Here is a 23,580-nt window from a genome sequence, read left to right on the forward strand (position 1 = left end):
TATCGAGATTCAGGGCACTGCCGAAGCCGGCTGCTTCAGCCGACCGCAATTGTTGCAAATGGTGGAGATGGCCCAAGCCGGGATCCGAGAATTGCTGCAGGCGCAACGGCAAGCTCTCAATTGGGAACCGTAGCCAGCTTTGAAACGGCGACCCTTCAAGGCGTTGGTACAGCTTAGAACAAGGCCGGCAATTGGCCTGAAGAAGTTGGCCTGGAGAATGCCGCATGTCCCCTTTCTTATTCGGTTCGGAGGAACTTGCGCCCCTGCTCAGGCAGCAAGGCCGGCGGTTTACTACTGGCTACCTGCACCTTCACCTCAGAGGGCTGGATCCTGCCGAGGTCGCAGAACCCTGGGTACTGACTTATTACTACGGCAGGCTCCTCTTTTCTGCCGATCAACCCCTCAACACGCAAATCCTGCTGAAACGCCTATCTCGCTTCATCGCCCGCCTCAACTTGGAATGGTCGCAGCGGGCCATCTCGGTGGTGCAAGAGCGCTTGCTGAAGAACCGTTCCCTGCCCGAGCTGCTGGAGGCCATCACGCAGTTGGGCTTGCTCAAGCCAGGAGAGTTGGAAGATGCCCTGTGGCTCAACCTGCTCACCGATTTCGACCGCTACCTGTTTGAGCGGTCAGGCGCCTGCTACTTCGAAGTGCAGGAACGGGTCGCCCAAGAGGCCCCCATCGGCGGGTTTGAGTTGGAGCCTCTGTTGCAAGAAGCAGCCCGCCGCCACGATCGATGGGCAGATTTGAAGGTGGCCATTCCCACGATGCTGGCGATACCGGTGGTCAACTGGGAGCGGGTCAACCGCTATCGCATCACCGATGAGCAGCGACAGAAGCTGCACGCCCTCACCAAAGACGGCCAGTCGCTAGAGGTGATCGCCAAGAAGCTGTGTCGGGATCGTCTGGAGGTGGCCAATCTCTTTGCGGCCTGGGTCAAAAAAGGGCTGGTCAGCCTGCAAACACCCCAAGAGCTGCTGCAGACCAAGCCCCACAACCCGATAACCATCTTGGCGGTGGACGACAGCGTGGTCATGCAAGAGATCCTGCGGCAATATTTGTCCAACTATCGAGTGATTACAACAGGCAACCCCGCCGAGGTGCTCCCTCTGTTGTTTCAGCATCGGCCTCATCTGCTGTTGATGGACATCGCCATGCCGGGGATCGATGGCCTGGAGCTCTGCCGCATTGTGCGCAGCTTGGAAGAGTTTAAGTCCCTCCCCATCCTAATGGTTACCTCGCGCGATGGCCTGCTAGCTCGCATCCGCGGCAAATGGTCGGGAGCAACTGGCTACCTGACCAAACCCTTCAACGAAAGCCAGCTTAACGAAGAAGTGAGGCGGCTTCTGTTTGTTTCCAATTTCTTTTCCAATTTCTAGGGATCCCCCGAAGAGCTAACCGCTCGCCTCCCCTCTCCCACTGGGAGAGGGGCCAGGGGTGAGGGAAGTTGGATCCCCCCGAAGGGGGAACAGGCAGTCAAAACGCAGCCCAGGGATCCCCGCGAGGTGGTGGCGGATCCCTGGAACACGATGACTACTTGACTAAACCTGACCACACCGTAGTCAGCCCTGAAAGCCTTACCCCGCAAAGGCTTGAGGGCAGCTTTGACTACTTGACTAACGGAAATGCAGAAGCAAATAAGACAGCGGATAGCGGGGCCCCCCAAGCGAGTCAACGCCCATCCTTGGCGTGGCTTTGTACGGAAAGCTGGGCGAGATTGCAGGGGAGCTGGGCGAGACGGATCTAGGGATCCCTGGATTCGAGCCTGCGTACACTCTCATCCTGGGCTGGCCGACCGGTTGCGGGCCAAGGCACAGGGAGAAGAGCCGCCTAAGCCTAACCTAAATCCACGTCAGATTGTCTTCTCTTACGCGACAGCCAAAAGCAAGAAGAAGGTGGTGGTGAAGCCGGACGGCAGCCTGCAGATCTTCAGAGCCGTTCATTAACAGGGGATTCCTTGCGGCTAGGCTGTTACAGCCGTCAGGGAGAATTGACTGGAAAAGTGGCCTCTGGCATATTACGGGACAACGTGCCAGGTCAAGTAAAATACAATGCACACGCCGAGCTGGAAGCCCCACCCCATCCTCAAATATGAGCGGAGAGACTGCTATCCCTATATAGCTCTCCCTACCCCTATCAGCCTGCAACTGAGAGGGCCAGAACTGCCCCCTCCCCCCAGAAAACCTGAGCCGCCTCAACTACCCCCTCGACCAGTCAAGCCGCAACTACCAGAGATCCCAACCCGTGTAATGGACAAGCTCCAGGCTGCCCTGTCAACTGGAGCTGGAGTTGCTGCCCTAATTGCGCTGATTATTGCTGAAGCGCCATTCTTTCTAATCTTGGCAGGGATTGCAGGCGTGGCTACCTTAGCCCAATTCTTATACGAATCCTGGACTTATGAAGAGAGAATGGAAGAATATGAGAGAAAAATGCGAAGTTATCCTCAAGAACAAAAAAGATATGAGGAGAGACTTGTCCTTTGGAGAAGAGAGTGCGATCGCATAGAGTCAGATTACAAACAACAAGTCGAAGAATATAGGCGCGAATATCAAAACAAGGTAGCTCAAATCATAAGGAACTGGGAAAATGGTCTGATATTTCAACCCCTAGATTTATGCCAACCTTTCTTAGGTCAGGGTGCTCGCGCAGGTAGGTATGATCGCCGGCTGAGAGAAGCCTTGATAATAAAGATGGAAAACCTTCCAGTTAAGTTTCTACCTGAACAATCCTCCCTAAAGGTTCCAGGATTTGATTTTCCGTATACGCCCGACATAGCAATACAAGTATCTAGTAACAATAGAACTCTACTTATCGATGTTGAAGTTGACGAACCTTGGTACCAGAACAATGGTCAGCGAGTACCACATCATGCACTAGATGACAATAGACATAGCCAGCGAGACGATTTCTTTGCAGAAAGCGGCTGGATAGTAGTTAGGTTTTCAGAAAGACAAGTAGCGATAGAAACAGAAAAATGTGCCAGCTTTGTCTGCTACCTTATTCAAGCTGTACTTACGCCAGGATTTAGGGATCCAGCTCTGTCTCTGCCGAGTGACCATAGAAGGTGGGACTCTCTCAGCGCTCTTGATGAAGAGAGAGACTTCGTTGAGTGAGGATTCCGTCCCGCTGACGCGAACGGTTGAGAGCTATTTAATGAGCTCCAAGACACGCACGCCAATCTTGACTTTTTCCGTCCAAGGCAACAAGGAAGAGGCTAGTTGGAAGTTTCCAATTTCTAGGGATCCCCCCGAAGGGGGAACAGAAGGTGGTGACGCTCGCACTGCAGATGCGCCACGAGAGTTTCCAATTTCTAGGGATCCCCCCGAAGGGGGAACGGGCGACCATGGACCAGAGCGATTCTTCGTGGCCCTGGGCGTTTCCAATTTCTAGGGATCCCCCCGAAGGGGGAACTGGTAATAACCTTGTTAATACCCGGCGCAATATTAAGTTTCCAATTTCTAGGGATCCCCCCGAAGGGGGAACAAGAACTTACTAAAGAGATTGAGGCTTGCCGCAAAGGTTTCCAATTTCTAGGGATCCCCCCGAAGGGGGAACTCAAGTCGGCGCTGTCCCGGGTCAGTGTGCTGCCCAGTTTCCAATTTCTAGGGATCCCCCCGAAGGGGGAACGCGAGAGCACCACCCGCTCACCAATCCCATACCCAGGAGTTTCCAATTTCTAGGGATCCCCCCGAAGGGGGAACCCACCAACTGGCTAAACCCTTCCTGGACAGCACGAAACTGTTTCCAATTTCTAGGGATCCCCCCGAAGGGGGAACCGAATTTGATTCAGGAGCATCGTCGGTTTTTGGAGATTGTTTCCAATTTCTAGGGATCCCCCCGAAGGGGGAACAGCTGCAGGCTGTGCGCAAGGCCACACCCGTCATCGAGTTTCCAATTTCTAGGGATCCCCCCGAAGGGGGAACCCTGATCAGCATCGATCAGGCCTCTTCTACCGCAGGGGGGTAGTTTCCAATTTCTAGGGATCCCCCCGAAGGGGGAACCGAAATGTTCTTACCGCCCTCGGGAATCATTTCCCGGGTGTTTCCAATTTCTAGGGATCCCCCCGAAGGGGGAACGGCCAGCATTCCCGCGTACGTATGCGCAGGAATGCTGTTTCCAATTTCTAGGGATCCCCCCGAAGGGGGAACAGATTGTTTTCTGAATCTCAGCCACCCTCTTAACCAGCTTCGTTTCCAATTTCTAGGGATCCCCCCGAAGGGGGAACACTACCCCTATTAAACCCAAGTGGGGCAAGGAATGCAAGACCCATTTGCGAGGGGGTCGGTCGAAGACGGCGAAAAAGGGCCTAGAAGAGGGGGGGCAAGAGGCCTGAAAGCCTTGTGGGGCAAGGCATCGAGCGGGTCAACGAAAGAATCGGCCTTTGCGGGATTTGGCGAGGCGCTCGCAAAGCCGCTGATACCGTTTTTGTGTTGCTTTGCCAACACGAGATGCGTAGGGGATTAGCCCCGCAGGCGACCGGAGCGCAGGATGCTGAGGATGAGCCACAGCCCCAGCAGGCTGGCGGCGCCAAAGAGCAGCTCGCTTAGCCAAAAGACCTGGAAGCGCTGGGTTTGGGCCGAGATGATGGCAGCGCCAATAATCAGGGATCCAACCAGGATGCTGTAGGAGAGGCGGTTGGCCGACTGGTCCAGGCTGGTGCGGAGGCCTTCCAGCTCCTGCACCGTCAGGTTCCAGCGCTGGGTCTCGGAGGTGATGCGGCTAAGCAGCACTTCCAGTTGCCGCGGCGACTGCAGCGAGAGGTTTTTGAGATCCAGGGCTGTGCGCAGCAGCGAGGGCAGGGGGGCATCCCCCAGCAACTGCTGCCGAAACACATCGGCCATCAGGGGGCGAATTTGCTCCGGCAGATTGTAGTCTGGGGTGAGCTGGCGGGCGATCCCTTCCAGGTTGGCCAGGGCCTTGGCGCACAGTCCCAGGTTGCCGGGGATGCGGATCTGGTTGCGCCGTGCCGCCTGTAGGATCTCGGAAAAGAGCTCGCTAAAATCCAGCTCGGCAACGCTCAGGGTGTAGTACTGGCGCAAGAGGCGCTCGTATTCCCTCTGCAGTTGGGCCAGGCTGACGGCGGGATCCCGCGGGCTGCCCCTGGGACTTTCCGGCAGGGCCAGTTCCAGCGTGAGCTCAGCACAGCGCTGGGCATCCAGGCTGACGATGGCCAAAATCAGCTCCAGCACAATCTGCTGCGTGCGGGGATCCAGCCGCCCAATCATGCCGCAGTCCAAGAGGGCCACGCGACCGGATCCCAGGTAGAAGAGGTTGCCGGGGTGAGGATCGGCGTGGAAATAGCCGTCAAGGCAGATCTGCTGGAAAAAGGCGCGGGTGAGCAGGCGGGCGATCTGTTTGGGATCGACATCGCTGCGATCCGCCTCTAGCAGGGGCTTTCCCTCGATCCACTCCAGCGTCAGCACCTTGGGCGTGGTGAGCGACCAGTAGACGCGCGGCACCACCAACTGCGCTGGGTCAAACCAACGGCTAGCCTGCAGGTGTTGCCGCAGTTGCTCCGTGTGGCGGGCTTCCTGGGTAAAGTCCAGCTCCGCCTGCAGCGCCCGGCAAAACTCATTGGCCAAGGCCACCACGTCTGTTAGCCTACCGAACTCCGTTTGCGCCACCAGCTCAGCAATGCCACGGATAAGCCGCGTATCCTGTTCCACCACTGCTTCCAGCCCCGGCCGTTGGATCTTGAGGGCCACCAGTTCGCCGCTGAGCAGGCGGGCGCGATGGACTTGGGCGATGGATCCCGCTGCCACCGCTTCCGTGTCCAGGCTGCTGAATATCTGCTCCAGCGGCTTTTGCAACTGCTGGCGCAGCAGGATCTCCACCGCCTTCCAGGGCACGGGGGGCACATTGCTCTGCAGCGTGCTGAGGGCCTCGATGTACTCCCGCGGCAACAGATCGGGGCGGGTGCTCAGCAACTGGCCCAGCTTCACATAAACCGGCCCCAGATCCACCAGGATGTTGCGCAGCACCATCGGCGGCGGCAGTTGCGGCTCTTCCGCCTTGCCCAAGGAGAGCAAGCGCCGCATGTAGTCCCAGCCGTGGCGCAGGACTACTTCCAGGATCTCCGCCTGCCGGGCGCCGCTCTGGGCCAGCCGCGCAAAGACCACTCCTTTTCCCTCCCGCACAGCAGATATCAAAGGAAAGGCACGGGAGCCACCCGGCGGGTCCCGTCCCAGCCGCCGGCTAGCCCTTCTCGCAAGGCCCGCAGCACCTCGTCGGTCTCGGCGTTGGGCTGGGCAAAGGAGAAGAGGTGCTTAAAGCGCAGTCTCCCCTCGCGATCGACGATGAACTGGCCCGGCAGGGGCGCCCCCAGCGCTTGGCCGACACCGTAGAGCCGGAAGGTTTTGCACTCCGGATCCACCAACAGCGGATAGGGCAGTTGCAGGTCGGCTTGGATCTGTTGGCTTTGCACCGGGTCGGTGCTGGTAATCATCAGCAGCTCTGCTCCCAAAGACCGGATCTCCTCGTAGCGGGCCTTCAGCTCCTGGATGTGGGGGTAGCAGAAGGGGCAGAAGAGCTTTTCCGTGAAAATGCGGGTAAAAGCCAGAACCACCGGCTGGTGGCCGCGGTAGTCCGACAGGCGCACGGGATCCCCGTGTACATTGGGCAGCTCAAAGTCGGGGGCCAGCTCGCCAATCTGCAGAGGGCTGTTGGCCGGCTGGGGGATGAAGTTGTCGAAAAAGCGACGGTTGAACAGGCCGCTGTTGCTGGTCATTGCCATTTTTTACGTTTCTTTACTACCTGCCACCAGCCTAACCCAAAGCCTCGGCCACTGCCTTTAGCCGCCGCAGTTGTGCCCGCATGTCCCGCCGGGTCAGCTCTGCCGCCACCAGATAGAACCCTGCCGCCACCCAGGGGTTGGGGATGGAAAACTCAAAGCGGTTCACCAACAGCGTTCCCGACGCTTGGGGGCGGCACTCCCAGCGGTCAGTGCCCTGAAAAAACCCCTCAAACTGCCACTGCACCAGACCCTCGGCCCGCTCGGCGATCACGCAGTCCAGGCTGGGGGCAATGAGAGGCAGGCGCAGGAAAAAGCGGTAGCGGCTGCCCAGTTGCCCCGTAGGGGATCCCAGGGCCTCGCAGCCCAAAAGCGGGTTAAGCCAGCGCCGCATCAGCTCCGGGTCAATGAGACAGTGCTCCACCCGCGCCACGTCAGCGGCAATCTCCATCGCTTGGGTATAGACGGGCATACTTTAAGGAGAGGCTACAGCAGCAGGCTGCGCTTTGCCGACAGGGATGACGGTACTCAGCAAAATCAAGATATCGCGGTACTCCACCTGATCCGGCCCGCGGCGGGGGGATCCCACCTGAATGACTGCCTGGTACAGGGACTTTTCAGGGTGGGGGGGAGACTCGAACACCAAGGTGCGGATGCCGTTGGCCTGTTCCAGATCCGAGAGGAGATCCCAGCCCCGGCCCCACAGGGTACGGCGGTAGTAGGCGGCAATCTCCTCCAGAGGCTGAGAGGTCTGCAAAATCAAGGAAGCAAGGCCCCCCCCTCGATCCCAAATCTGCCCGGAAGAGACAACGGCAGCGTTGGGCAACTGCAAATGAGGGGGAAAGTGAGGGGGAAGGGCGCGGGTATCCCCCAAAGAAGCCTCAAAGTGCGTGCCATCTTTGCCGATGTGACGCCGAACAGGATCCAGCTCTGGGGAAACCGGAGCAGCCCTCTGGCGGCAGGCCATGAGGGATCCCGCCAGCAGCCCAACGGTTAGCCAAGCAAGAACCGGCAGAGGACTCCGTCCCGCCGGCGCGATTTGCTCAAGACAGCACCTTTTTCTCATTTGTTGGGCCGCGTCCCTAAGGTGGGTTCTATCTATGGGGCAAGGATCTGAGCCACTCACGGGCTTGGCAGCCGGCGTGTATGGTAGATAAAAGCTCGTTCTTGGGTTTCTGCCCATTCCTATGCCCAAGGTTAGCACCTCTCGCCATCCAGCCGACTCACGCTTTAGTTCTGCCATTGCCGCGCGCCCTTTTCGCGAACAGGTCAAAGGGTTAAAGCCCTACCAGCAAAAACAACTGCAACGGCTTTACCAACTGCGCCTACCCCCCAACCGCTTGGTGACGGTGGAGTTTGCCCAACGGTTGGGATCCCTGACTCAAGATCTAGAAGGCCAGCCCATCAGTGTTTACCTGAACCGGCGCGGCCAAGTGATCCGCGTGGGGCTGGGATCCCCTTTTGAGACCCAGATCCCGGCCTGGGAATTGCCTCGCCAGGGAGCCGAGCGCCTCTCCGGGATCCGCTGCATCACCACCCAAACTGGGGCAGGAGGCCCCGGCCAGAAAGCGCTGACGGCCATGGCTTTGCAGCGTTTGGATGCCCTTATCACCCTTTCCGTGGCCAAGGCAGGAGGGCAGCGGCGGCGAGGTGGAGCGGCCACGGGCTTTGTCAACTGCGCCTATCTGGCCCACCTGGTGCCGCAGGAGGGGCACCGCTGGCAGGTCTCGGAGCCTTTGCCCCTGGGGATCCTGGCAGAACAGGATCTGCAGGAGCTGGTGACGGAGCTGGAGGATGGCTTTCGGCGCCAATTGACCGCCCGCCAGGTGGATCCCAAGCAGGAGCGAGCGATCCTGGTGGGGCTGCAGGAGCTGGGGCAGAGCCGCGAAGACCTGATGGACAGGCTGACAGAGCTGGGCCGCCTGGTGGAAAGTGCCGGCGGACAGGTGCTGCAAACCCTCTGGCAACGGCGGGAAGGCCCCAATTCCGCCACAGTCATTGGCTCTGGTAAGGTGCAGGAGTTGGCGCTGCTGGTACAGGATCTGGGGGCTAACCTGGTGGTGTTCGACCGCGAGCTCACCCCCAGCCAGGTGCGCACCCTGGAAGAGGCGGTGGGGGTGCGGGTGGTGGATCGCAGCGAGGTGATCCTGGATATCTTTGCCCAGCGGGCCAGAACACGGGCCGGGAAGTTACAGGTGGAGCTGGCGCAACTGCAATATCTGCTGCCGCGCCTGGCCGGTCGAGGGCGCACCATGTCGCGACTGGGGGGTGGGATCGGCACCCGCGGCCCTGGGGAAACCCAACTGGAAATGGAGCGACGGGCCATTCAGCGGCGCATCGGCAAGCTGCGGCAAGAAGTAGAAGAGCTGCGCCGCCACCGGCAACGGCTGCGCCAACGCCGCGAGGGATCCCAGATTCCCGTGGTGGCGCTGGTGGGCTACACCAATGCCGGCAAATCCACCCTCCTGAATGCCCTCACCCACGCCCAGGTCTATGTTGCCGATCAGCTCTTTGCCACCTTGGATCCCACTACCCGGCGGCTGGAGCTGCCCGACCACCAGGCGGTGCTGCTCACCGACACGGTAGGATTTCTAACGGAACTGCCGGAGCAACTGGTGGACGCCTTCCAGGCCACTTTGGAGGAAGTGACAGAGGCTGACGCCCTGCTGCACGTGGTGGATCTCTCTCACCCCAACTGGGAAGGGCAGATCGAGGCGGTGGAAAAATTGCTGGATGGCATGCCCTTGGCCACCGGGCCGCGACAATTGGTGTTTAACAAAATTGACCGCCTCGATCCCGAATGGGTAGAAGATGTGCGCCTGCTCTACCCCAAAGCTCTCTTTGTCTCTGCTGCTACCGGCCAAAATCTGAACCAGTTGCGCCGCACCTTGGCCCAGTTTGCGGCAGCCTTGAATCTCAACTCCCTCGATTGGCAGGAACCCAGGGATCCCTAGAAGCATTCCATAAGGATTTCGAAACCTGGGCCTTTCATTATTTATCCTGCCTCGGCATAAACATTCAGTTACATTGAGATCAGAATTGTTAACCGACTTCAGGTTAGGGAGAGAACATGGTCACTACTGCGGTTGCACCTCAAGTCGCACCTCACCTGGCCCAGTCGCATCTGACGCTGCAAACTTTGCCCATTGGCGCCGATACCCTCGCCATTCGCTCTCAAGATTGGGATCGAGATCGGTTTGACATTGAATTCGCCCTGGAAAACGGCACCACCTACAACTCCTTTTTGATTCGCGGCGAGAAGGTGGCCCTCATCGACACCTCCCACGAGAAATTTCGCCAGTTGTACCTGGATCTCCTGCAGGGGCTCCTTAATCCTGCCCAGATCGACTACCTGGTGGTCAGCCACACCGAGCCGGATCACAGCGGCTTGGTGGGGGATCTGCTGGAGCTGGCGCCCCAGGCGACGGTGGTGGCCTCCAAAGTGGCCATGCAATTTCTGGAAGACCTGGTGCATCGGCCCTTCCGGCGGCTGGTGGTGAAGCAGGGGGATCGCCTGGATCTGGGCAAGGGCCATGTCCTAGAGTTTATCTCCGCCCCCAACTTGCACTGGCCCGACACCATCCTTACCTACGACCACGGCACCCAGATCCTCTACACCTGCGATGTGTTTGGGATGCACTACTGCGACGACTTCGCCTGGGATGAGCATCCCCACCTGCTGCAGGCAGACTTTAAGCTCTACTACGACTGCCTTATGGGGCCCAACGCCCGCTCGGTGCTCTCGGCTCTGAAGCGCATGGAAGCCTTGCCCCCTATCGCCGCCATTGCCACCGGCCACGGCCCCCTGCTGCGCCATCACCTGTCCGACTGGGTAGAGCAATACCGCACCTGGAGCCTGGAGCAGGCCAAAGCCGAACGGATGGTGGCGGTGTTCTACCTGTCGGGATATGGCCAGGCGGAAGTGCTGGCTCAAGCCATCGCCCACGGGATCCAAAAAACCGGCACCCAGGTGGAGCTGGTGGATCTGCGGCTGGTGGATGCCCACGAGGTGCGCGAGCTGATGAGCTTGGCCGCCGGTGTGGTGATAGGCATGCCGCCCCAATCGGGGCCAGATGCGGCCACCACCCAGGTGCTGCTGAAAACCCTCTTGGCCTCTGCCCACAGCAAGCAGGGCTTTGGCCTCTTCGAGTCGGGCGGCGAAGATGATGAGTCGGTCTACCTCTGCCGCAACACGCTGCAGGAGATCGGTGCCAAAGAGGTGTTTGCCCCGATTTTGCTCAAGCAGCCTGCCAGCGAAGCTCTGCTGCAAGTGGCTGAAGAAGCGGGTACCGACTTGGGGCAATGGCTGACCCGGGATCGCAGCATTCAGCAGATGAAAGCCCTCGATGCCGACCTGGATCGCGCCCTGGGCCGCATCAGCAACGGCCTCTACATCCTCACCGCTCGCAAAGGGCAGGCCACCAGCGCCATGCTCGCCTCCTGGGTGGCCCAGGCCAGCAGCGATCCGCCGGGGATCAGCGTTGCCGTGGCCAAAGACCGGGCCATCGAGTCCTTCCTGCAGGTGGGGGATACCTTCGTCCTCAACGCCTTACCGGAGGGCCACTACCAGCCCTTGATGCGCCACTTCCTGAAGCGCTTCCCACCAGGGGCCGACCGCTTTGCCGGCATCAAAACTTACCCCGCCGCCAACGGATCCCCCATCCTGGCCGATGCCCTGGCCTACCTGGAATGCCGTGTGGTCAGCCGTCTGGAAACCAGCGACCACTGGGTGGTGTATAGCACGGTGGAAGCCGGGCGGGTCTCCAACCTGGAGGGCCTCACTGCCATCCACCACCGCAAGGTGGGGAATCATTACTGATCCCTCACCCCCAGCCCCTCTCCCTAGGGGAGAGGGGAGATTCAGGGTTGGCCTGGGGCAAGGCCAGTACTCGCAGCTCGCCCCTCTCCCCTCTCCCTAGGGGAGAGGGGAGATTCGCCAGGTTCGGAAACAGCCGCTCTGCCGATGCAAAAACTTCCCTCCAAACTTCAATAAGACTGTCGGTAGCGCAGCCCGTTGGGATGCAGGAAAAAAGGGCTGTCTTCTCCCAAAGGGATCCCGTCTGGCTGCAGTGGAAAAGGCAGCCCTTCTGGGCTCTGTTCCGCTTCCTGAGAGAGGCGGTAGAAAACTCCCCCGCATCCAGAAGAGGGAATCTCCGCAGCAGCATGCTGCTGTTGCCAGCGCTGGTAGGGGCTGAGCCGAGCTTCCCTCCGGTCGATGTCCGGTGGCCCAGGGAGAGAGGGCGCTATAGCCGGCTGTCCAGCGGGCAAAAGAGCCGCCACCTCCGCTTGGGCCCACCCTGCCGGGGCCAAGGCCAAAGCCAAAAGCCAGCCGCTTCCCCAAACCCAGATGAACTGCCGCATGACCGGATCCCTCGCTTTAGGCTCTCTACTGTCCAGCACTGAGAAGATGGCTCCCATCTTCTCAAGGCCGGACTGAGGGGGGCATGACGGAGATCCCGCCAAGCCTGTGATCTGGATCAGCTCAATCCAGACCCACTCCATCAAATCAATAGGGATCCCTTGTCAATGCCCATCTACCCGCTAGCAGATTTGCCGGAATGGTCTGCACTGCCGGCCCGTACATAGGCGTGCCAAGCCAAGTCCAGCAGGCCATCCAACACCGCCGCAGCCACTGCAGGGCCCCCCTTGCGTCCCTCGGTGCGGATATGAGGCACCATGGAATCGGCCAGCTCCTGCTTGGCTTTCACCACGTTCACAAACCCAGCCGGCGTGGCGATGACCAGAGCAGGAGCCACCTCCTTTTCTGTAATCAACCGAACCAACGTGGAAAGAGCCGTTTGGGATTGGCCAATAATAAAGATTGCTTCAGGATAGCGTTGGGCCAGGGTTTCCAATCCCCAAGCAGAGCGGGTCTTATCTTTTTGGGGGCGAGTAATCGCTTCGCTGCCGCAGTAGATGGGGTTGGAAAAGGTATTCTGGACGGCCCAGGCAATGCCTACCTGTACCATCGGCTCATCTACCACAATGGTGGTACGCGCTGCCAGAGCCGCCGCTCCAGCTTGCAAGGCTTCGTTGCCAAAACGGATAAGGTTCAAGTACTCAAAGTCGGCAGTAGCATAAATAACACGGCGAACCACTTCATACTCGGCAGGAGAAAGCTCGTGCTTACCCACCTCCTGGTCGATGATCATCAGGCTCTCTGCATCGGTGACATGCCACTCCATCGGTTCCAGACCCCGCCCGCCGTTTGTTCTCGGTAATGACAGGATTGTACCTGCAGAGGCTCCGATTGGTGGGAAAAGCCATCGCCTAACCCGGCGGCCAACCCATCGCTCGACCGCCGAGAATGTGGATGTGTAGGTGAAAGACGGTCTGCCCGCCGTCCTCCCCTTCGTTGATCACCAGTCGATAACCTTTGTTTAAACCTGCCTCGGCAGCCACCCGCTGAGCCGTCAATAGCAGATGCCCCAGCAACGCTTCCTGGTCGGGCTTGGCCTGGGCAATGCCGGGGATAGGCTCCTTGGGCACCACCAAGATGTGGACAGGGGCTTGAGGGGCGATATCTTTGAAGGCGATGGCCCGCTCATCTTCGTAGACAATCTGGGCCGGGATCTCCCTGCGGATGATCTTGCCGAAAACCGTGTCGCTCATGGGTGGTTACAAGCCAGTTCTGACCTTAGCCTAGCCGCTGATGGCCCTCATTGGTTGAGCAGCCACTCAAACTCCTGTTGCAGCGAGCGAATGTGCCCCACCCGCGAGACCAACAGGGCATCTTGCCCAGCATCCCGAAAGCGAGACTGCCACAAACTCACCAAATCGGGGTTGCTACACCAAAAGCAGATGACGGTTTCCACCAACTGATCCCAATCCCAACCCCGCCGGGCCGGCACCTCCTCCAGGGATCCCAGCAGCGCATCCAAGGTGCAAGGGCTGGTGCCTAAGTATTCCACCCCACAGGGCCGCTTTGCCAGCTCCTGCTGCTGACAGAAGAACTCGAGGGCAGGGGCAATGCCGATGATCTCAAAAGTGTAAACCATTGGGCTCAGTCCTAGAGGGTTTCCTTGCGAAAACAGAGGTTTTGCAAAAGAGGAGTTCAGCAATCTCTCGACAGAATTGAAACTGGGATCTTTTCCCATCCGTCGTCGATCTGAACCTGGATGTTAGGCACTGACTATATACTCAACTTGGGCCAATTGCCAAGACTAAAGAACAGGCGGACACGACTCTTTTGCCACTGGTCACTACCTGGAGATAGGATGCTTCAACACCAAAGAGGTGAGCTTTGCCTGATGAGCGCTCCAGCGAACAATCCTGCGCAGATAACTGCTAGCAAACCCAAGTAAGGACTGCCAGCACTCATCGAGATTTTTTGCTGGTTGACTCTGCTGACAAAGCAGTTGACGCCCACCTTTCCTGGGGGCGTCAGAGAGATGGTGCTTCCAAAAGAGCGAAAGCCCAGAAACAACTGGCGTGGCGAAAGTCTCCAGCCTAGGCCCTTTCTTCTATCCAAGTGGGTACTGGGTTCTGGATATTTTCCGGGACAGGAGAGCTGGGGGCGGGGAGATGAAACTCGATGCGCGGCTGCCCCACTCCATAGGTGAGGGTGTAGCTCCAGTGCAGACAGCGCAGCCACAGGCGGGGATAATGGACTTCCAACCAGGGCTGCAGGCGCCGCACCAGCCTTGGGAGCCAGCCCCTCAGCAAAGCTGAAGTCAAGGCCAGCCCGCTATAGCCGAAGTAGGTAGGTAGCCACTGGGCAAAGCCCTTGGCCCCTACGGCCTCCCAGATCCACAGCAGCAGCCGCGGGTTTTGCCAAGCCGCTTTGATGGCCATGCGGTTAAAGGCCAGCCAGCCGGCCCGGTCTTTGATGAAATCATCCACCACCTCTGGCGGCTCGGTGGCGAGAATGCCGAAAAAGCTGTTGAGGATGGCGTTGATGCGTTCGGGGGGCAATACCTTGCCGGTGGGCACCATCATCCCCCGCGAGAACAGCCAAGTGACGGCGGAGTTGCCCTGGTAGGCGCGGATCTGGGCCAGGTCAGAGGCTTTGAGCAGGTTGTGGCGCAGGGCTGTGTTCAGCAGGTCACAGAGGCGGGGGCAGTTGCGCACCAGGGATCCAAACCCGGTAAAACTCAGGGGGGATTGCAGGGCCGCCGCATCCCCAATCAAGAGGACGCGGTCGAAGGGCTCCTCTGGAGTCCGCTGCGGGCTAAACCGTCCGGGAATGTAGCCGAAGGTGGCCTTTTTCCACTGCAGGCGCTCTGGGTTGCAGCGGCGGTACTCCGGCAGGATGGTGAAAAAGTCTTCGTACAATTCCAGCAGGGATCCCGGATTTTCCGGATGTACCTGGTGGTAGTGGAACAAGTAGAAGGTGAGATCCTCGCCGGGGCCGGGAAAGAGCTCCCAAATGAGCTGCCGACCGCGGCTGATGTCCCCGTGGCTGGCCAGGATGTCGCCAAATTGGGGATCCCATACTCCCGGCTCAAACCCTCCTGCAATGGTGGCCCCGACGGTGGGGCAGACGCTATCAAAAGCATGATGGCGGTAGAGCTGCTGGGCAATGGGCGAGGCCGTCCCCATGGCATCCACCAACAGGCGGGATCCCAGCCGAAACTCAGCTTGGCCGATTAAATCTTTCACCACCACCGTGACGCCCTGGTCTTCGATGTAGGCCCGCCGGAACTCCGTGCGCTCGTAGATGGTGCCGCCGCAGGATCTCAGGATCTGGCCGCAGAGCTGCAGGAGCTTTTCGGCATCGATGGCCAGGTTCAACACCGTCGGCGTGTGCAGGACGGGGGCGCGTACGGGGCTGTTGCCATCAAAAAACTTGTTGAACCCATCGGTGTATTCCCTGAGGATGAGGCTCTCTATCTCCTCGGGGCTGAGGAGGCCGAACTCCGCTAGCGTCTGCAGCTCCCGCCGCGAGATGTTCCACTCCCGGTTCATGCGGCCAAAGGGCAGCCGTTCCACCAGGGCCACGCGGTAACCTAAGCGGGCCATGGCCGCACCGTAGATGGCCCCCAGCGCCCCGCCCACGATCACCAAGTCCCACTCCAAGGGGGCAGGTTCAGGGGCCGGCTGGCGAAACAGCACCGGCTGCCGCTGAGGATGGGGGGATTGCACTTCTTCCCGCCAGCGCTTCTCCCACCAGTAAACCCGCTGCAAGTCAAACTCGCCGTTGGGAATGCGGCGGAAATACTTCACCGTCTGCGGGTAAAAAGGCTCCAGTTGCTCAAAGATGGATCCCTGGCTGAGATCGATAGCTGGCAACTGCGGGTAGCGGTGGGGAAATCGGCTCTGGATAGCCTTTTCCAGCTCTCTCAGCCAGCGCCCCTGCCGGGGGAAAGGCCGCTCCGACCACTGGAACACCTTGAGATAGGTGGTGTTCAGCCCCGACCAGAGGAAAACGGCCAGCTCGGCCCCACATCCCTGCAGGCGCAGGCCAGTGGCAGTCGGCAGTTTTTGGCTGCCCTGAGGCAAGGGGATACACTCCTGCAGCCAGCGCAGCACCTGGGCAGTGTCTGGACAAGGGATCTCGCGATAGTACAGGGGCTTGAGCACGGCGCCGAGATAGAAAACAGAGCAAATCTTCACCCATTGTGACACGAGGCGATCCTATCCCCTTGGCTTGTCCTAAAGATCACTCCTTGCCCGGCTTTTGCCCAAGCTGCAAATCGGCGGGGGTATTGCAATTGGTGAGCATCGTTTGAGTCTGGCCCAGCAAGCGGGGAAACATTTTCTCGCCAGAGGTGCCAGGCGGGATCCGCCATCGGTGCATAGCGCTTCGGCCAGGGGGGGAGAATGTAAACTGCGTTGGCATAGGCTGCTGCCACCTGGGCCACCCGTCGTAAGAGGGGGATCCCATCCCCAAAGCCTTGTCGGATCCCATGCGGCGGCTGTTGCCCCCGGCCAAAATCAGGACAGCAACCGCAGGTAGGGGATCTCCAAGGCATTTTGGGCGAGGTTGTGGCTCCTTGGTCACCCAACTCTTCCGCTCCCGTTGGTTAAAAACTCAAGTGCTGTTGTAGCCAACCCACAACAAACTGGTATCAAACAGCACTTTACAGGCTTTCAGCGGTAACAGTAGAATCCTCCTGGCAAGGTAGCAAAGACGGGATCCCTTCATGAAAGATTTCTACCGCGAGCTGGAAATAAAGCCTGACGCGACCCTTGAAGAAATTAAAGAGAACTACAGGCGGCTTGCCAAAGAGTATCACCCGGATCGTCTCCCTCCCGGTACACCGGACAAGGCTCGACAATACATTGAAGAAAAGTTTAAGTCGATCCAAGAGGCCTACACGATACTAAGTGACCCTGTCAAGCGAAAAGCCTACGACTCTCAAAGGGCTTCCCAGGCTCCGCAGACCAAAGGGAGCGAGTATAGCCCAGGCCTGAAAGCCAAACCCAGCTATAGCACCCAAGACGGCAGCACTTGGCCGTTCGACCCTGACAAGATACAGAAAGCTGCAAAGGAAATAGAGCGTCGCAAGGAAAGTATCGAAGTTAACTACAATCAAAAGATAGAGCAAGTGAAGTCCGAGCTAAGGAGAAACCTTATTTCAATCGGCATTAAGGAAGAGGATGCCAGAGTTGATTATGCCTTCCTTACTAAGGATGAAAACATACAGAACTGCCTTTTCTCTTTGTTTTTGGGCTTTTTGGCTTTCTTAGGAGGCTGGGGAGCGATTGGTACTATACTTGTAATCATTGCCTTTGCATTTGCTTGGTCAGCATTTTCTGACAGGTACAGTAAAGCGCAAGTGGAGACAGCCAAAAGTTTCCAAGAAAGGGCGAAGTCAAAAATCGCCCTACATGAGAAAGAAAAAAGTGCGGAACTCACTCAACTTCAGCTTTACTACAGGAGCAGGATCGACTACTTTAAGAGTCTCTCCCTTGAGTCTTTATCCCCTGAGTTTATAAGCGGGCTTAGCGGAGAGGATCAGCTTTTTCTATTGACGGCGATAAAGGAAAGAGCGGACGCTGAGAAGCTAAAGGAGGATCTGAAGCTGGCGGCTGGAGTCGCTGTTGGTATTGGCATACTGGCAGTTCTATTTGGTTTGGGCGGTGGATTCTACCCCCATTGATCCTAGGCCGGCAGCAGAAGCAAAACCTTGGAGTCCGGATTCTCCGGCGAGCTCCTCGGTGGCAAAACCAGACTTTGCCACTCTTGGTAGCTGAGACCAAGCCGAGTCATTTCAGTGACTTCGTATCTGTAGCCTTCTAGCCTCCTGTCCAATTCGATCATGGACTGGGCAGTCGCTATAACTTGATTTACTCGAGACATTAGCTTGAAAATGACGTCTCTCCGAGCAGCGGTGTTCCAGGGTAGGCGATCCCAGAATGTCCAATCTAAACCAACCAGAGATGGGGAAATGAGGGCAAGGATGGCATTCCTAGATCTTACCGGCATACTATCAAGATAGGATTCAATGTCTTGTGCGCTGAAAATAGCCGGTCGTATATATTCGTCAAACAGCTTATTCGTATCGGATTCACCCGTTGCATACTTGAGAATCTCCACAACGCTCGATAGGCTGACTCCTTGGCAAGTCCTGTGGAGATATCCTGAAGGATTTTTGGTCAATAAAAGCTTGATGTAATCTCTAATACGAGGTTTTAAAATTTCCTCTGCCTCTGCCAGGCGCTTCAGAGCCATCTCATGCTCCTCCAGCTCTAAGTAACATTTAATCTCCGTAACATAGACTAAAGATAGGATTAAGATGTACTCGCGAGCCAAAATGCCGTTGTTCTCGTTCCAATTGGAATCCCACGCAGCTTGATAATAGTGCTCGGCCTCAAGCAGAGGCTGAATGACCTCGGTTACCAATCGCTTCCTGTTGGTCTGGGAAGACATCTTCAAAGCTATTTCTGCAACGTTGATAGCAGACTTAGCCTTAGCAAGGAGCGATCTATCTATTGTATCCTTGAGCTCTGAGATGGATTGTTGAAGATGTTGAATTCGAGAGTCAATTTGATCAAGCTTAGAGATAACGACCGCAAAGCCTATGGCAGACAAACCCAGGTTAGCCAGACCAAGAGCAGTATTGAATTGGGTTAAGCCTAAGACAGTGTTTAGTTTATTGCTAATGTCAATGAGTCTTAGGTTGATCTGTCTCAACTGAATGTTGGCAAGTATCCCGTTGATGATATCCACTCCCGGGATCCAGTTGCCAATGCTATTTGCGAGTGTCAAGCCCCCTGTTTCTCTCAGCCAGGCCACCACCTGCTTAGAGGCCACTTCTCGCACCACGCCGCCTACGCGCTCGTAGGTCCCATTCTGCAGGCCTTTCAGGATGGCTTCGGGAATCTCTAGGATGACTTGCTCGGCAACCATAAGTCAGGAGACCCTTGCGCTTGCTGCCACCAAACTAGCACAGAGGAAACCTTCCAAAAGGCTTGAACTTAGAGAGTTCGCTAAAGTTTGAGGGAGGTCAGTTTATTCTCAGTTGCAAGGGCAAGAGCTTAGCATGGAGATCCAGCCCCTCTCGCTGTTGCGTTGCCGCTATGTCTGAGCCTGCTGGTCGTCTGGTTTGGAACCACTCCACCCACATTTCTGGGCTGATCCCTGTCCTGGAGCGCCTGACTCGACAGCCGGGCATTAAAACTGTAACCCCGGGCGCCTTGTCTTGCAGTCGGGGGCGGATCCCGCAGTTACAGTTGCGGGTTTCGGTGCCCATTCGAGGGGGATACAAGTTGGTTGCCCGCAAGGGCAGCAGCGTGCAAGAGGTGTTTGTGGTTACCGAGCTCAGCCAGTCGGAGCTGGAAGCAGCAATTCGCCGCTGTTTGGAGTAGGTTTAGGCTCTGGGCGCGCCATGTCTCGTGCTAGCCTCAAGCCCGCCCGCATCAGCGCCGTCCTACCCGGATCCCTGGCGGCAAAGGTGGGCATTCAGCCGGGGGAGGCGCTGGTGAGCATCAATGGCGAGAAACCCCGCGACCTCATCGACTATCGCTTCTTGTGTGCTGATGAATATCTCTGCCTGGAGATCCTGGACAACCAAGGGATCCAGCGCACGGTTGAGCTGGAAAAAGACATGGACGAGGATCTGGGGCTGGAGTTTGAGACGGCTTTGTTCGATGGTCTCATCCAATGCAACAACGCCTGCCCCTTTTGCTTTATCGACCAACAGCCCCCTGAGATGCGGGCAACGCTGCACCTCAAAGACGACGACTACCGCCTCAGCTTTCTCTACGGCAGCTACCTCACCCTTACCAACCTGACCACTGCCGAGTGGGAGCGCATCGCCCGCCTGCGCCTTTCTCCTCTCTATGTGTCGGTCCATGCCACCGACCCGGAGCTGCGCAGCCGCCTGCTCAAAAACCCGCGTGCCGGCTTGATCCTGGAGCAGTTGGCCTGGTTTCGCCAACACCGCCTGCAACTGCATGCCCAGGTGGTGGTCTGCCCAGCTTGGAACGATGGGGAGCAGCTAACTCGCACCCTTCTGGACTTGGCCGCCTTTGGCCAACCTGTTGAAGGGATCCCGACCGTCCTCTCGGCGGCCGTGGTGCCGGTGGGGCTAACCCGCTTTCGCCCCCCCAATGATGAGCTAATCCCGGTGGATGCTGCCAAAGCGGCGGAGGTGATTGCGCAGGTGGAAGCGCTGCAGGCGCAGTTTCGGCAAGAATTGGGATCCACCTTTGCCTGGCTGGCTGATGAGTGGTATCTGCTGGCGGGTCGGGAATTGCCGCCGGCAGAGCACTACGAAGATTACCCCCAACTGGGCAATGGAGTGGGATCCCTGCGCTTGTTCTTGAGCGAGTTCGAGCAGGTGCGGCTGCCGGCTGGGATCCCTGCTCCCCTCAAAGTTCTCTGGGTGGTGGGCAACGCCGTGGAACAGGCCTTCCAGCCCGTGGTCAAGCGGATGAACAGCATTCGGGGGCTGCAGTTGGATCTGTTGCCCATTGCCAGCCAATTCTGGGGACAGACCCTGACGGTAACCGGGCTGCTGACAGGGCAGGACATCCTCAGCGCTTTGAAATCCGTTGAAAACTTGGCAAGCTACGATGGGCTACTTTTGCCCCAGATTGCTCTTAAGGATGGGGAGCGCTTTCTAGACGATCTGAGCTGGCAAGAGTTGCAGGCCCAAGTCGGGATCCCAGTGGTGCGGGTGGACGGCGGGCCGGCGGGCTTGCTGGAGGCGGTGCAAGGGCTAGGATCAAGAGCGAGTTTGAGTGGGATGCCCTGAGTCCATGGAGCGGTTGCGGCGAGGGTTGCTCCTGTTACTTTGGGTGGGGCTAGGGATCCTGGCCATCAGCGGCTTGGCGGCCTTTTATGTAGATCTGGCCTGGTTTGCCGAGCTGAACGCCCTGCCGGTGCTGTGGACGCGGGTGATGGCTCGCTGGGGGCTGGGCCTAGGCGCCTTTGTCTTTGCCCTGGCGGTGGTGGGATCCAACATCCGCGCCTGCTGGCGGGGCGCCAACACAGCCTGGGCCTGGGCCATTGCTCTGGGGTTGAGCGGCTGCTTGGCCTGGTCTCTTTCTCGGCACTGGTTTACACTGCTGCTCTGGCTGCACCAAGTGCCTGTGGGGGAGTCGGATCCGATTTTTAGGCGCGATCTGGGCTTTTTTCTTTTCGGCCTGCCCTTTTGGGAGACGCTGCAGCACTGGTGCTTCAACTTGGTGCTGCTCACTCTGATCACGACAGCGCTCATCTACCTGGTGGAGCTAGGGCTATCGGAGCAGCGGCTGACGCTGGCCCTTTCCCTGTTTGCCCAGCGGCACTTGCTAATCTTGGGCGGAGCCCTGTTTTTGCTGCGCGCCTGGGGGCATTGGCTGGAGCGCTACGAGCTGCTCTACTCCACCCGCGGCGTCGTCTTTGGCGCCGGTTTTACCGATGTCCACGCCACCCTGCCGGCCACGACTCTAATCAGCGGGGTGGCTTTCCTGACAGCGGTTGGCTTTTGGGTTTTGGCCCGCCAGGGGATCCGCCTCAACCTTCCCTTGTTCAAGCCCTGGTGCCCTGCCTGGGCCAGTTCCCTGCTAGCGCCGGCTCTGCTGTGGGGAGCCTACCTGGGGTTTGGGCTGCTGACCACCCGGCTTTACCCGCAACTGGTGCAAACCCTTTTGGTCACGCCCAACGAGCTGGAGCTGGAGCGCCCCTACATCGAGCACAACATCCGCTTTACCCGCGCTGGCTTTGGCCTGACCGAGGTGGAGGTGAAACCCTTTCCAGAGGAGGGATCCCTGACGCTGGCAACGCTGCAGCAAAATCAATCCACCCTGCGCAACGTGCGTCTTTGGGATACGGAGCCCCTCTTGGCCACCTATCGCCAACTGCAGGAGATCCGTCCCTACTACCAGTTTCCCTATGTGAATGTAGATCGCTACCGCATTGCCGGGGAACTGCGCCAGGTGATGCACGCTGCGCGGGAATTGGACTTTGCCCAGGTGCCGCCTACGGCCCAAACTTGGGTTAACCAGCGGTTTTTCTACACCCACGGCTATGGCCTCACCCTCAGCCCGGTGAACGTGGTTACCCCAGAGGGACTGCCGGACTTTTTTCTCTCGGATATCCCACCGCGGGTTTCTCCCCGCTACCCGGAGGTGGCGCAGGTGCTGGAAGTGGATCAGCCGGCTCTCTACTACGGCGAGCTGACCACTACCGACGTGTTTGTGGGAGCCGAGGCAAGGGAGCTGGACTATCCCGCTGCCGATCGCTATGTCTACAGCAGCTACCGCGGCACGGGCGGCGTGCCCATCCCCCACCTCTGGCAGCGCTTTCTCTACGCCTGGCACTTCCGGGATCTGCGCATCCTTCTCAGCCGCGAGCTTTCCCCCAGCAGCCGCTTTCTCTATCGCCGCCAGATCCGGGAACGGGTGCGCCAGGTGATGCCCTTTTTGCTCTACGACCAGGATCCCTACTTGGTGATTCAAGGGGGCAAACTCTACTGGTTTTTCGATGCCTACACCACCAGCAGCCGCTACCCCTACTCGGAGCATCTGCCCGGCTTCCCCTTCAACTACATCCGCAACTCGGTCAAGGCGGTGCTGGACGCCTACAACGGCAGCATCGACTGGTACATCGCCGACCCTCGGGATCCCCTCATCCAAGCCTACGCCCGCATCTACCCCAGCCTGTTCCAGCCCCTAGAGGCCATGCCGGAGCCGCTGCGGCGGCACATCCGCTACCCCCAGGATCTCTTCCGCCTGCAGGTGCAGCAATTTGCCGCCTACCACATGACGGATCCCCGCCTCTTCTACAACCGGGAAGACCAGTGGCAGATCCCCAACCAATTCCGCAACCGGCGACGCCTTCCCATGCAGCCCCAGTACCTCATCCTCACCTTGCCGGAGGAGCCACAAAAGGGATCCCCAAACCGGCCCGAGTTTGTCTTGCTTTCCCCCTTCACCCCCCTCAACAAGCAGAACATGGTGGCTTGGATGGCCGCCCGCTGCGATGGGGAAAACTACGGCAAGCTGCTGGTGTATGAGTTTTCCAAGCAGCGCCTCATCTACGGGCCGGAACAGGTAGAGGCGCGGGTCAACCAGGATCCCGCCATTTCCGAGCAAATCGCCCTCTGGAACGAACACGGGTCGCGGGTGAACCTGGGCACCCTGCTGGTCATCCCCATTGAGACCTCGCTTCTCTACGTCCAGCCCCTCTACCTGGAGGCAGAACAGGGCCGCCTGCCCCAGCTCACCCGGGTCATCGCCGCCTACGAAGACCGGGTGGTGATGGAGCCAACCCTCAGCCAGGCCCTGGAAGCCCTCTTCTCCCCCACCGGCAGTCGCCGCTCCAACCGCTGAGGCTGGGGGATCCCTTCTCAGATTTCCCACAGCCAGTTGACAGAACTTAACGGATGTTTTAAGGTTGTGTTGTCAATCTTCGCGCTTCCTTAGGGAAGTTTGCCATCATGACTACTGTTATCCAACGTCGCTCAACCAGCAACGTG

18 protein-coding genes and 1 CRISPR repeat array are annotated in these 23,580 nt (G+C 58.5%); of the genes, 8 read left to right on the forward strand and 10 right to left on the reverse strand.

Translation table 11 applies throughout. The features are described from left to right. Positions 1-224 precede the first annotated feature (224 nt). Positions 225-1,379: a response regulator gene (locus tag NW826_RS12535; RefSeq protein WP_414510291.1), complete on the forward strand. Its 1,155-nt coding sequence runs from the start codon at positions 225-227 to the stop codon at positions 1,377-1,379. An 870-nt stretch (positions 1,380-2,249) separates the two neighbouring features. After that, positions 2,250-3,113, forward strand: a complete 864-nt coding sequence (locus NW826_RS12540) for a hypothetical protein (RefSeq protein WP_414348400.1) — start codon at positions 2,250-2,252, stop codon at positions 3,111-3,113. Positions 3,114-3,224: 111 nt separating this feature from the next. Then, positions 3,225-4,225: a CRISPR direct-repeat array (repeat unit 36 nt; unit sequence GTTTCCAATTTCTAGGGATCCCCCCGAAGGGGGAAC). A 235-nt stretch (positions 4,226-4,460) separates the two neighbouring features. Here the strand turns inward: NW826_RS12540 and NW826_RS12545 are convergent. The 4 genes from NW826_RS12545 to NW826_RS12560 are packed head-to-tail and all read right to left on the reverse strand — an operon-like array spanning position 4,461 to position 7,796. After that, on the reverse strand, positions 4,461-6,119 hold the full coding sequence (locus NW826_RS12545) for an ABC1 kinase family protein (protein WP_414369013.1): 1,659 nt from the start codon (positions 6,117-6,119) through the stop codon (positions 4,461-4,463). A gap of 26 nt (positions 6,120-6,145) precedes the next feature. Then, the gene (locus NW826_RS12550; RefSeq protein WP_414510292.1) at positions 6,146-6,727 is read right to left on the reverse strand and encodes a peroxiredoxin family protein; all 582 of its coding nucleotides are present in this window, start codon (positions 6,725-6,727) and stop codon (positions 6,146-6,148) included. 37 nt (positions 6,728-6,764) lie between these two features. Beyond that, positions 6,765-7,202, reverse strand: a complete 438-nt coding sequence (locus NW826_RS12555) for an SRPBCC family protein (protein WP_414510293.1) — start codon at positions 7,200-7,202, stop codon at positions 6,765-6,767. Positions 7,203-7,205: 3 nt separating this feature from the next. Next, positions 7,206-7,796 (reverse strand): hypothetical protein, encoded by a 591-nt coding sequence (locus tag NW826_RS12560; protein ID WP_414510294.1) that lies wholly within the window; start codon positions 7,794-7,796, stop codon positions 7,206-7,208. Between the two features lie 121 nt (positions 7,797-7,917). Here NW826_RS12560 and hflX point away from each other — a divergent pair, with 121 nt between their 5' ends. Together hflX and NW826_RS12570 are read left to right on the forward strand one after the other, a co-directional pair. Continuing rightward, positions 7,918-9,684 carry a GTPase HflX gene (gene hflX / locus NW826_RS12565; protein ID WP_414334885.1) on the forward strand — a complete coding sequence of 589 codons (1,767 nt, stop codon included), beginning with the start codon at positions 7,918-7,920 and terminating at the stop codon, positions 9,682-9,684. Positions 9,685-9,800: 116 nt separating this feature from the next. Next, a complete protein-coding gene (locus NW826_RS12570; protein WP_414334886.1) occupies positions 9,801-11,549 on the forward strand; it encodes a diflavin flavoprotein in 1,749 nt (582 codons plus the stop codon). A gap of 167 nt (positions 11,550-11,716) precedes the next feature. Here NW826_RS12570 and NW826_RS12575 read toward each other — a convergent pair whose 3' ends face one another. The 5 genes from NW826_RS12575 to NW826_RS12595 form a co-directional block, all read right to left on the reverse strand. Continuing rightward, the gene (locus tag NW826_RS12575; RefSeq protein WP_414349257.1) at positions 11,717-12,091 is read right to left on the reverse strand and encodes a hypothetical protein; all 375 of its coding nucleotides are present in this window, start codon (positions 12,089-12,091) and stop codon (positions 11,717-11,719) included. Between the two features lie 173 nt (positions 12,092-12,264). Beyond that, positions 12,265-12,915: a precorrin-8X methylmutase gene (locus NW826_RS12580; protein ID WP_414334888.1), complete on the reverse strand. Its 651-nt coding sequence runs from the start codon at positions 12,913-12,915 to the stop codon at positions 12,265-12,267. A gap of 85 nt (positions 12,916-13,000) precedes the next feature. Next, positions 13,001-13,342: a histidine triad nucleotide-binding protein gene (locus NW826_RS12585; RefSeq protein WP_414334889.1), complete on the reverse strand. Its 342-nt coding sequence runs from the start codon at positions 13,340-13,342 to the stop codon at positions 13,001-13,003. 47 nt (positions 13,343-13,389) lie between these two features. Further along, positions 13,390-13,728: a hypothetical protein gene (locus NW826_RS12590; RefSeq protein WP_414334890.1), complete on the reverse strand. Its 339-nt coding sequence runs from the start codon at positions 13,726-13,728 to the stop codon at positions 13,390-13,392. Between the two features lie 451 nt (positions 13,729-14,179). Continuing rightward, positions 14,180-16,297 (reverse strand): NAD(P)/FAD-dependent oxidoreductase, encoded by a 2,118-nt coding sequence (locus tag NW826_RS12595; RefSeq protein ID WP_414510295.1) that lies wholly within the window; start codon positions 16,295-16,297, stop codon positions 14,180-14,182. 518 nt (positions 16,298-16,815) lie between these two features. On the opposite strand from NW826_RS12595, the gene NW826_RS12600 reads away from it, so the two are divergent. Continuing rightward, the gene (locus NW826_RS12600; protein ID WP_414334891.1) at positions 16,816-17,775 is read left to right on the forward strand and encodes a J domain-containing protein; all 960 of its coding nucleotides are present in this window, start codon (positions 16,816-16,818) and stop codon (positions 17,773-17,775) included. Between the two features lie 2 nt (positions 17,776-17,777). On the opposite strand, the gene NW826_RS12605 is transcribed toward NW826_RS12600, so the two are convergent. Then, positions 17,778-19,025, reverse strand: a complete 1,248-nt coding sequence (locus NW826_RS12605; protein WP_414510296.1) for a hypothetical protein — start codon at positions 19,023-19,025, stop codon at positions 17,778-17,780. A 170-nt stretch (positions 19,026-19,195) separates the two neighbouring features. On the opposite strand from NW826_RS12605, the gene NW826_RS12610 reads away from it, so the two are divergent. From NW826_RS12610 to NW826_RS12620, 3 genes are read left to right on the forward strand one after another with little or no spacing between them, the layout of a single operon-like run. Then, a complete protein-coding gene (locus NW826_RS12610; RefSeq protein WP_414510297.1) occupies positions 19,196-19,483 on the forward strand; it encodes a DUF2103 domain-containing protein in 288 nt (95 codons plus the stop codon). Positions 19,484-19,503: 20 nt separating this feature from the next. Continuing rightward, on the forward strand, positions 19,504-20,874 hold the full coding sequence (locus tag NW826_RS12615) for a TIGR03279 family radical SAM protein (RefSeq protein ID WP_414510298.1): 1,371 nt from the start codon (positions 19,504-19,506) through the stop codon (positions 20,872-20,874). Positions 20,875-20,878: 4 nt separating this feature from the next. Further along, positions 20,879-23,434: a UPF0182 family protein gene (locus tag NW826_RS12620; protein ID WP_414510299.1), complete on the forward strand. Its 2,556-nt coding sequence runs from the start codon at positions 20,879-20,881 to the stop codon at positions 23,432-23,434. Positions 23,435-23,580: the final 146 nt, after the last annotated feature.

The organism is Synechococcus sp. OH20, from assembly GCF_047502685.1.
Classification (GTDB): domain Bacteria; phylum Cyanobacteriota; class Cyanobacteriia; order Thermostichales; family Thermostichaceae; genus Thermostichus.

What these genes read in the sequence shown, in the direction of transcription:
- NW826_RS12535 (WP_414510291.1), top strand. Translation starts at nt 225, where the DNA reads ATGTCCCCTTTCTTATTCGGTTCGGAGGAACTTGCGCCCCTGCTCAGG.
- NW826_RS12540 (WP_414348400.1), top strand. Translation starts at nt 2,250, where the DNA reads ATGGACAAGCTCCAGGCTGCCCTGTCAACTGGAGCTGGAGTTGCTGCC.
- NW826_RS12550 (WP_414510292.1), bottom strand. Translation starts at nt 6,727, where the DNA reads ATGACCAGCAACAGCGGCCTGTTCAACCGTCGCTTTTTCGACAACTTC.
- NW826_RS12555 (WP_414510293.1), bottom strand. Translation starts at nt 7,202, where the DNA reads ATGCCCGTCTATACCCAAGCGATGGAGATTGCCGCTGACGTGGCGCGG.
- NW826_RS12560 (WP_414510294.1), bottom strand. Translation starts at nt 7,796, where the DNA reads ATGAGAAAAAGGTGCTGTCTTGAGCAAATCGCGCCGGCGGGACGGAGT.
- hflX (WP_414334885.1), top strand. Translation starts at nt 7,918, where the DNA reads ATGCCCAAGGTTAGCACCTCTCGCCATCCAGCCGACTCACGCTTTAGT.
- NW826_RS12570 (WP_414334886.1), top strand. Translation starts at nt 9,801, where the DNA reads ATGGTCACTACTGCGGTTGCACCTCAAGTCGCACCTCACCTGGCCCAG.
- NW826_RS12575 (WP_414349257.1), bottom strand. Translation starts at nt 12,091, where the DNA reads ATGCGGCAGTTCATCTGGGTTTGGGGAAGCGGCTGGCTTTTGGCTTTG.
- NW826_RS12580 (WP_414334888.1), bottom strand. Translation starts at nt 12,915, where the DNA reads ATGGAGTGGCATGTCACCGATGCAGAGAGCCTGATGATCATCGACCAG.
- NW826_RS12585 (WP_414334889.1), bottom strand. Translation starts at nt 13,342, where the DNA reads ATGAGCGACACGGTTTTCGGCAAGATCATCCGCAGGGAGATCCCGGCC.
- NW826_RS12590 (WP_414334890.1), bottom strand. Translation starts at nt 13,728, where the DNA reads ATGGTTTACACTTTTGAGATCATCGGCATTGCCCCTGCCCTCGAGTTC.
- NW826_RS12600 (WP_414334891.1), top strand. Translation starts at nt 16,816, where the DNA reads ATGAAAGATTTCTACCGCGAGCTGGAAATAAAGCCTGACGCGACCCTT.
- NW826_RS12605 (WP_414510296.1), bottom strand. Translation starts at nt 19,025, where the DNA reads ATGGTTGCCGAGCAAGTCATCCTAGAGATTCCCGAAGCCATCCTGAAA.
- NW826_RS12610 (WP_414510297.1), top strand. Translation starts at nt 19,196, where the DNA reads ATGTCTGAGCCTGCTGGTCGTCTGGTTTGGAACCACTCCACCCACATT.
- NW826_RS12615 (WP_414510298.1), top strand. Translation starts at nt 19,504, where the DNA reads ATGTCTCGTGCTAGCCTCAAGCCCGCCCGCATCAGCGCCGTCCTACCC.
- NW826_RS12620 (WP_414510299.1), top strand. Translation starts at nt 20,879, where the DNA reads ATGGAGCGGTTGCGGCGAGGGTTGCTCCTGTTACTTTGGGTGGGGCTA.